The organism is Micromonospora sp. CP22 (genome assembly GCF_009712475.1).
Classification (GTDB): Bacteria; Actinomycetota; Actinomycetes; order Mycobacteriales; family Micromonosporaceae; genus Micromonospora.
Genome location: NZ_VCJO01000030.1, coordinates 23555 through 30787 on the forward strand (window position 1 = coordinate 23555; position 7233 = coordinate 30787).

Annotated in this window: 6 protein-coding genes and 1 tRNA gene; 6 read left to right on the plus strand and 1 reads right to left on the minus strand. The window is 69.3% G+C overall.

From position 1 onward, the window contains the following. Positions 1–17: 17 nt before the first annotated feature. From FF096_RS25240 to FF096_RS25265, 6 genes are all read left to right on the plus strand, one after another. Entirely contained in the window at positions 18–1052 is a 1035-nt protein-coding gene (locus FF096_RS25240) for a segregation/condensation protein A (protein ID WP_309223905.1), read from the plus strand. A gap of 16 nt (positions 1053–1068) precedes the next feature. Then, a complete protein-coding gene (scpB, locus tag FF096_RS25245) occupies positions 1069–1980 on the plus strand; it encodes an SMC-Scp complex subunit ScpB (RefSeq protein WP_155222056.1) in 912 nt (303 codons plus the stop codon). Further along, on the plus strand, positions 1967–2737 hold the full coding sequence (locus FF096_RS25250; RefSeq protein WP_155222057.1) for a pseudouridine synthase: 771 nt from the start codon (positions 1967–1969) through the stop codon (positions 2735–2737). Before scpB ends, FF096_RS25250 begins: the two co-directional genes overlap by 14 nt. A 147-nt stretch (positions 2738–2884) precedes the next feature. Then, complete coding sequence (gene cmk, locus FF096_RS25255) at positions 2885–3565, plus strand: (d)CMP kinase (RefSeq protein WP_309223906.1); 681 nt, start codon at positions 2885–2887, stop codon at positions 3563–3565. 49 nt (positions 3566–3614) lie between these two features. After that, complete coding sequence (gene der, locus FF096_RS25260; RefSeq protein ID WP_155222058.1) at positions 3615–5015, plus strand: ribosome biogenesis GTPase Der; 1401 nt, start codon at positions 3615–3617, stop codon at positions 5013–5015. A gap of 281 nt (positions 5016–5296) precedes the next feature. Continuing rightward, positions 5297–5370: transfer RNA gene (locus FF096_RS25265), tRNA-Pro, on the plus strand. A gap of 113 nt (positions 5371–5483) precedes the next feature. Here the strand turns inward: FF096_RS25265 and FF096_RS27395 are convergent. Then, a complete protein-coding gene (locus FF096_RS27395; RefSeq protein WP_309223907.1) occupies positions 5484–6665 on the minus strand; it encodes a tyrosine-type recombinase/integrase in 1182 nt (393 codons plus the stop codon). Positions 6666–7233 lie beyond the last annotated feature (568 nt).

Genomic DNA, 7233 nt, shown 5'->3' on the forward strand with positions numbered 1-7233 from the left:
GGACTACCGTCGTCGGCGTGAGCGCCCCGTCCCTCGACCCGACCGCTACGGCGGACCCGCCTGTGGCGGCTGACGCACCCGTGCCGGGTGCGCAGGACACCGCGGCGTCGACCGGCGTCGAGCCGACGACCGGCACGGACCCGGAGACGGACGCCAACGGTTTCACCGTCCGGCTGGCCAACTTCACCGGCCCGTTCGACCTGCTGCTGCAACTGATCGGCAAGCACAAGCTCGACGTCACCGAGGTCGCCCTGCACCAGGTGACCGACGAGTTCATCGCGTACATCCGGGCCATGGGCGACGACTGGGACCTGGACGAGGCGAGCGAGTTCCTGCTGATCGCCGCGACCCTGCTCGACCTGAAGGCCGCGCGACTGCTGCCGGCCGCCGAGGTCGAGGATCCGGAGGACCTGGCCCTGCTGGAGGCGCGGGACCTGCTCTTCGCCCGGCTGTTGCAGTACAAGGCGTACAAGGAGGCGGCGGCGCACATCGCCGCGCTGGAGGAGGTCGGCGGTCGACGCTACCCGCGTGCCGTCACCCTCGAACCCCGCTACGCGGAGGCGCTACCCGACCTGGTGCTCGGCATCGGTCCGCAGCGGCTGCTCAAGCTGGCGGTGCGGGCGATGACCCCGAAGCCGATACCCGAGGTGTCCGTCGCCCACGTGCACATGGTCCGGGTCAGTGTCCGGGAACACGCCGGCATCATCGCCGAACGGCTACGTCGGGCCGGTACCGCCACCTTCTCGCTGCTCTGCGCCGACTGTGCGGCCACCCTGGAGGTGGTCGCCCGGTTCCTCGCCCTGCTGGAGCTGTATCGGCAGGGCGTGGTGGCCTTCGTCCAGGAACAGGCGTTGGAGGAGTTGACCGTACGCTGGACCGGCCCCGCCGACGGCGGCCCGGCCCTGGCCATCGACGAGTACGCCGGCACCCCGGCTGAGCCGACAGCCGGCACCCCGGTTGAGCCGACAGCCGGTACCCCGGGGACGGACAGCGTCGCCGACGCGGCACCCACCGGCGGTCCCGACACCGGCGCGGCCGGTGCGACGGAGTGATCGAGGAGCGAGCTGGATGAGCAACGACGAGCGAGCGGACTCCCTGGCCGAGCAGGCCGCCGCCTGGATCCCACCCTGGCAGCGCGCCGCCCCCACCGCTCCGCCCGAGGACCCCACCCAAGCCGAGAACCCCACCCCTCCCGAGCCACCCACCCCCACCTCTCCCGGCGTCGCGACCGACAACGCGGATCCTGGAGCGCAGGTGCCCCTCCAGGGCCCGATCCCCTCCATCGAGAAGGAACCGGTTCCTCTCATGGACAAGGAACCGGTTCCCCCCATTGAGACGGAGCCGGTTCCCTCCATCGAGAAGGTGGAGCCGGGAGCGGGGCGGGGGCGGCCGGGGGCACGCAAGCGTGCGGTGCCGGAGCCGCCGCCGGAACTCGACGACGCGGAGCTGCGCGGCGCGCTGGAGGCGATCCTGCTGGTGGTCGACGAACCGGTGAGCGAACTGGTCCTCGCCCAGGTGCTGGAGCAGCCCGCCGAGCGGATCGGCCCGATGCTGGACGACATCGCCGCCGGATACACCTCGGCCGGTCACGGGTTCGAGCTGCGTCGGGCGGCGGGCGGATGGCGGCTGTACACCCGCCCGGAATACGCCACCTATGTCGAACGGTTCGTTCTCGATGGGCAGTCGGTCCGGCTGACCCAGGCCGCGCTGGAGACCCTGGCGGTGGTGGCGTACAAGCAGCCGGTGACCCGGTCGCGCATCTCCGCCATCCGTGGTGTCAACTGTGACGGGGTGATCCGTACCCTGGTCTCCCGCGGCCTGATCGAGGAGTGCGGCACCGAGTCCGACAGCGGCGCCTACCTCTACCGGACGAGCACCATGTTCCTGGAGAAGCTGGGCCTGAACAGCCTCGACGACCTGCCGCCTCTCGCCCCGTTCCTCCCCGACGACGTAGAAGAGCTTGCCGATGCCGCGCGATAACCGCACCCCCCGCCCCGACGCCCCCGTCTACACCGGCCCGGAACGCCTCCAGAAGGTGCTCGCCGCCGCCGGTGTCGGCTCCCGGCGGGCGTGTGAAGATCTGATCTTCCGTCGCCGGGTGACGGTCAACGGACGGGTGGCCCAGCTCGGTGACAAGGTCGACCCGACCACGGCCGTCATCCATGTTGACGGCGAGCGGCTGGTGGCCGACACCCGGCTGGTGTACCTGGCGATGAACAAGCCGCGCGGGGTGGTTTCCACCATGGCGGACGAGAAGGGGCGTACCGCGCTGACCGACTTCCTCGGCAACCGGGTCGAGCAGCGGGTCTACCACGTCGGGCGGCTCGACGCGGACAGCGAGGGACTGCTGCTGCTCACCAACGACGGCAACCTCGCGCACCGGCTGACGCATCCCTCCTTCGGGGTGCCGAAGACCTATCTGTGCGAGGTGTCCGGCCCGATCCCACGCAACCTCGGCAAGCGGTTGGCGGCCGGCGTGGAGTTGGAGGACGGCCCGGTGACCGTCGACGCCTTCCGGGTGGTGGACAGTCTGGGGCGTACCGCCCAAGTCGAGCTGACCCTGCACGAAGGCCGCAAACACATCGTACGGCGACTGCTCGCGGAGGTCGGGCACCCGGTGAGCCGGCTGGTGCGTACCTCCATCGGGCCGATCCGGCTCGGCGACCTGCGCGCCGGGCGGACCCGGAGGCTGACCAACGCGGAGGTCGCCGCCCTGTTCAAGGCCGTGGGTGACTGAGGCGGCAGCCGCGGGTACGGCTGAGGGTAGGCTGCCTGACGGCCCGAGCGGCAGCACTCCACGACGCCGGGCATCATTGAACACGTGTGGTCAACCGCTCGCGGTCTTTCCTGATGGATCGTGAGGTACGGGCTGAGGAGGACGACGGTGGAGGAAAACGTGCCGGCCGGGCGCTGCGTGGTCGCTGTGGACGGGCCGTCCGGTTCGGGTAAGTCCACCGTCTCCCGGCGGCTCGCCACGAGCCTCGGCGGACGTTACCTCGACACCGGCGCCATGTACCGGGCGATCACCTGGGCGGTGCTGCGCTCGGGCGTCGACCTGACCGACGCGCAGGCGGTGGCGAAGGTCGCCGGTGAGGTGGACCTGCGCATCGGCACCGACCCCGCCGGATACGCCGTGACGGTCGACGGGGTGAACGTCGAGACCGACATCCGTGGCCCCGAGGTGACCGCAGCCGTTTCGGCCGTGGCTGCCGTGCCGGCGGTGCGCGCACTGCTGGTCTCCCGCCAGCGCGACATGATCGCCAAGGCGGAGCGGATCGTGGTCGAGGGACGTGACATCGGCTCCGTGGTGGCCCCCGACGCGGACCTGAAGGTGTACCTGACCGCGTCTGCGGCGGCGCGTGCCGCGCGACGCAGCGCCGAGAACGCCTCCGACGTGGCCGCCACCGCCGCCGACCTGGCCCGGCGTGACCAACTGGACTCCACCCGCAAGACCGACCCGCTGGCCCAGGCACCGGACGCGGTGGTGCTCGACACCACCGAACTCGGCATCGACGAGGTCGTGGCGCGGCTGCGGGCACTACTGGCCGAACGGTCAGTGGCGTGAACGTTCGTGCGCGCGGTGCCGCCCGCCGACCAGTGAAGCGAGGCATGGCATGAGCGACAACGGCTGGGTAGAACTGCGGGAGCCGGACTCCGACATTGAGGAGCCGACCGGTCCGCAGCCGGTGGTGGCTGTGGTCGGACGCCCCAACGTGGGCAAGTCCACGCTGGTGAACCGCATCATCGGTCGTCGTCAGGCGGTCGTGGAGGACGTGCCGGGCGTGACCCGCGACCGGGTGCCCTACGACGCGCAGTGGTCCGGCCGGGCGTTCACCGTGGTGGACACCGGTGGCTGGGAACCGGACGCGAAGGACCGCGCCGCGGCGATCGCGGCCCAGGCCGAGACCGCGGTGGCGACCGCGGACGTGGTGGTCTTCGTGGTCGACGCGACGGTGGGCTCCACCGACGTCGACGAGGCCGCGGTGAAGATGCTGCGCCGCAGCGCCAAGCCGGTGATCCTGGTGGCCAACAAGGCCGACAACACCAGCGTCGAGCTGGAGGCCACCTCGCTGTGGTCACTCGGACTCGGTGAACCACACCCGGTCTCGGCACTGCACGGGCGGGGCTCCGGTGACCTGCTCGACGCCATCCTGGCCGCGCTGCCGGAGGCGCCGAAGGTGGCGGAGTACCGCCCCCGGGGCCCGCGACGGGTGGCCCTGGTCGGACGGCCCAACGTCGGCAAGTCCAGCCTGCTGAACCGCTTCTCCGGCGAGGAACGGGCGGTGGTCGACTCGGTCGCCGGTACCACCGTCGACCCGGTGGACAGTCTGGTCACCATCGGTGGCGACACCTGGCACCTGGTGGACACCGCCGGGCTGCGTAAGCGGGTCGGCCGGGCCAGCGGCACCGAGTACTACGCCAGCCTGCGTACCGCCTCGGCGATCGAGGCGGCCGAGGTGGCGGTGGTGCTGCTCGACGCCAGCGAACCCATCAGCGAGCAGGACCAGCGGATCCTGTCCATGGTCACCGAGTCCGGCCGGGCACTGGTCATCGCCTTCAACAAGTGGGACCTGGTCGACGCCGACCGTCGGTACTACCTGGACAAGGAGATCGAGCGGGAGCTGCGCCGCATCCCGTGGGCGATCCGTTTGAACCTGTCGGCGAAGACCGGCCGGGCCGTCGACAAGCTCGCCGCCGCCCTGCATCGGGCGCTGGACAGCTGGGAGACGCGGATCCCCACCGCACAGCTCAACGCGTGGCTGACCGCGCTGGTCCAGGCCACCCCGCACCCGGTGCGGGGCGGACGGGCGCCTCGGATCCTGTTCGCCACCCAGGCGGGGGTGGCCCCACCGCGCTTCGTGCTCTTCACCACCGGTCCGCTAGACGCCGGCTACCAGCGCTTCGTCGAGCGCAAGCTGCGCGAGGAGTTCGGCTTCGAGGGCAGCCCGATCGAGATTTCGGTACGCCCACGGAAGAAGCTCGGCCCCGGCGGACGCGGCAAAGCCCACGGCTGACCCCCCAACCCGCACCCAACGCACCACCCACCCTCCTAGGATGCTTTAGGGGTGGTGGGTGGTGGTGTCACCCACTTCGGTCCATGATCGCCGCTTGTCACGGGGGCCTACCTCGACGGTCGTGCCCGGGTGGTGGGGGGAGCTTGAGGAATGCTCTGCTGCTCACCTTGCTGGGCCGATCCATCGAGCCAGACCACACATGCCGGGAGGGGCCGGTGCGAGCGGTCGAGGCTCCTGCGCTAAGCTGTACCGGCTGTCGCGGGGAGATCCTGTGGTGGCATCGGGACGTGGCGCAGCTTGGTAGCGCACTTGACTGGGGGTCAAGGGGTCGTCGGTTCGAATCCGGCCGTCCCGACAGAGTTTCAGCAGGTCAGAGCCTTGATTCACTCTGGTGAGTCAGGGCTTTTTGCTGTCCCGTCTCACAATTCATCACGTACGCGCGTACTGCTGAAATCCGGGGTGTGAGAGCTACCCGAACAGGCCGGATTCGAGGTGCTCGGCGGCCACCTTCAGGTGGCTGCTGTCGGGGTGGACGTAGACCCGTTTGGCGAGGGTGCCGCCGTCCGCGTGGCCGGCCCAAGCCGCGAGCACCACGTCGGGTACTCCGGCGGCGGCGAGATAGGTCAGGCAGGCGTGTCGGGCGTCGTAGGGCCGGACCTTCCGTACCCCGACCTTGGCCATCAGGTCGTACACCCGGCGGCGGAGCCAGTCGGTGCGCTGCCCCTCGCCGATCTCGTTGACTAGGACGTAGCCGCTGTCAACATACGCGTCGCCTGCCTTCAGGCGTTCCTTCTTCTGCTGGGTCTGGAACGCCTTCAGTGCCTTCGCCACGGTTGCCGGCATCGGTAGGCCGCGTTGGCCAGCCGCCGACTTGGCCTTCTTCTCCTCGACCTCGCCGTCGACGAGCGTTCGTGTGTTGTCCCCGGCGGCGATGGTGCCTGCGTCGAAGTCGACATCGGACCAGCGCAGCCCGCACACCTCGGCCGGTCGCAGACCCATCAGCGACAGCAGGCAGACGGCGTACAGGCGTTCGTCGGTAATGCCGGTGAGGAACGTCTTCACCTCTTCCTGGGTCCAGGGCTTACGCTTCGCCCGTTCCTCGATAGCGGCCTTCGCTGCTGCGCGGGGGATGGTGACGTACGCGGCGACGTTGCGCACCACGAGCTGACGACGGACCGCCATGTTCAGCGCGGTCCGGAGGCGGCCCAGCGTCAGGCGCACCGAGCGGACGCCAAGTCCCGATCCGGGCTTGCCGCCACGCCGCCGGCCCTCCGTCAGCATCCAGTCGATCAAGGCTTCGATGTCTGCCTCGTTGACGTCCTGGAGCGGCTTTCCACCGAGTCGAGCCCGGACCGGTAGGAGCGCGTCCCGGTAGTTCGAAGCCGTGGCCTTCTCCACGTCGCGGGTGGCGGACAGCAACCACTCGTCTCGGAACTCATCCACCGTGACCTTGCCGGGCCGGACGTACGTGCCGCGGTCGGTCTCGTGCTTGATCCGGGCGTACTCCGCCCGGGCTTCCTTCTTGGTGTCGAAGGTGTACGTCCGCTGGTCTCGACGTCCGTCTGCCTTCCGTCCGACGTCAATGACGAACCGGTAACGGGTTCTTCCGTTCTTGAGCGTGATCTTTTTGATCGGGTCCGACTGGCTCACGTTGATCTCTGCTCCTTTACAGATGAGATGCCCGGAGTTGAGGTTGCCTAGGTTCCAATTCTAGGTACCAATAATAGGTACCTAGAATTGGTCTGGCGGCATCGGGATGGCACCAGTGGTTGGCGATGGGGAGTGTGGGACCCTCGACCCGTGATGCGCGACCGCTCGATCTGCTGGGTGAGGAGTTGAGGTATGCCGCGACAGCGACCTGTCGCAGATGACCTGCCGCCGTTGCCAACTCGGGAGAGGAGGGATCAACAGCTCAAGATCAGGCTGACGCCGTCCGAGATGGAGAGGTTAAGCCGGTTGCGTCCCGACCTCACACCGTCCGGAATCGTCGCCTTGCTTGTTGACGACGTTGTTACCGGGCGCCATCGGCCGGCATGGGCTGCCGCCGCATCCGACGCGACTGCTGGCGGCCAGCCTAAGCAGTCGCCCTAACTTGATCTTTAACCTGTGCGGCGTGGCCGGGGATTGGTCGATTTCTTCTTGGAAGAGGTTGTCTTCCCGGTCGCGCTGCTGGTGACGATATGGACGTCGTGGCGGCGGGTGGGGTGGCGGTTGGGTC

Excerpts from the sequence above, each read along its gene's own strand:
- der (WP_155222058.1), top strand. The coding sequence starts at position 3,615 with ATGAGCGACAACGGCTGGGTAGAACTGCGGGAGCCGGACTCCGACATT.
- scpB (WP_155222056.1), top strand. The coding sequence starts at position 1,069 with ATGAGCAACGACGAGCGAGCGGACTCCCTGGCCGAGCAGGCCGCCGCC.
- FF096_RS25250 (WP_155222057.1), top strand. The coding sequence starts at position 1,967 with ATGCCGCGCGATAACCGCACCCCCCGCCCCGACGCCCCCGTCTACACC.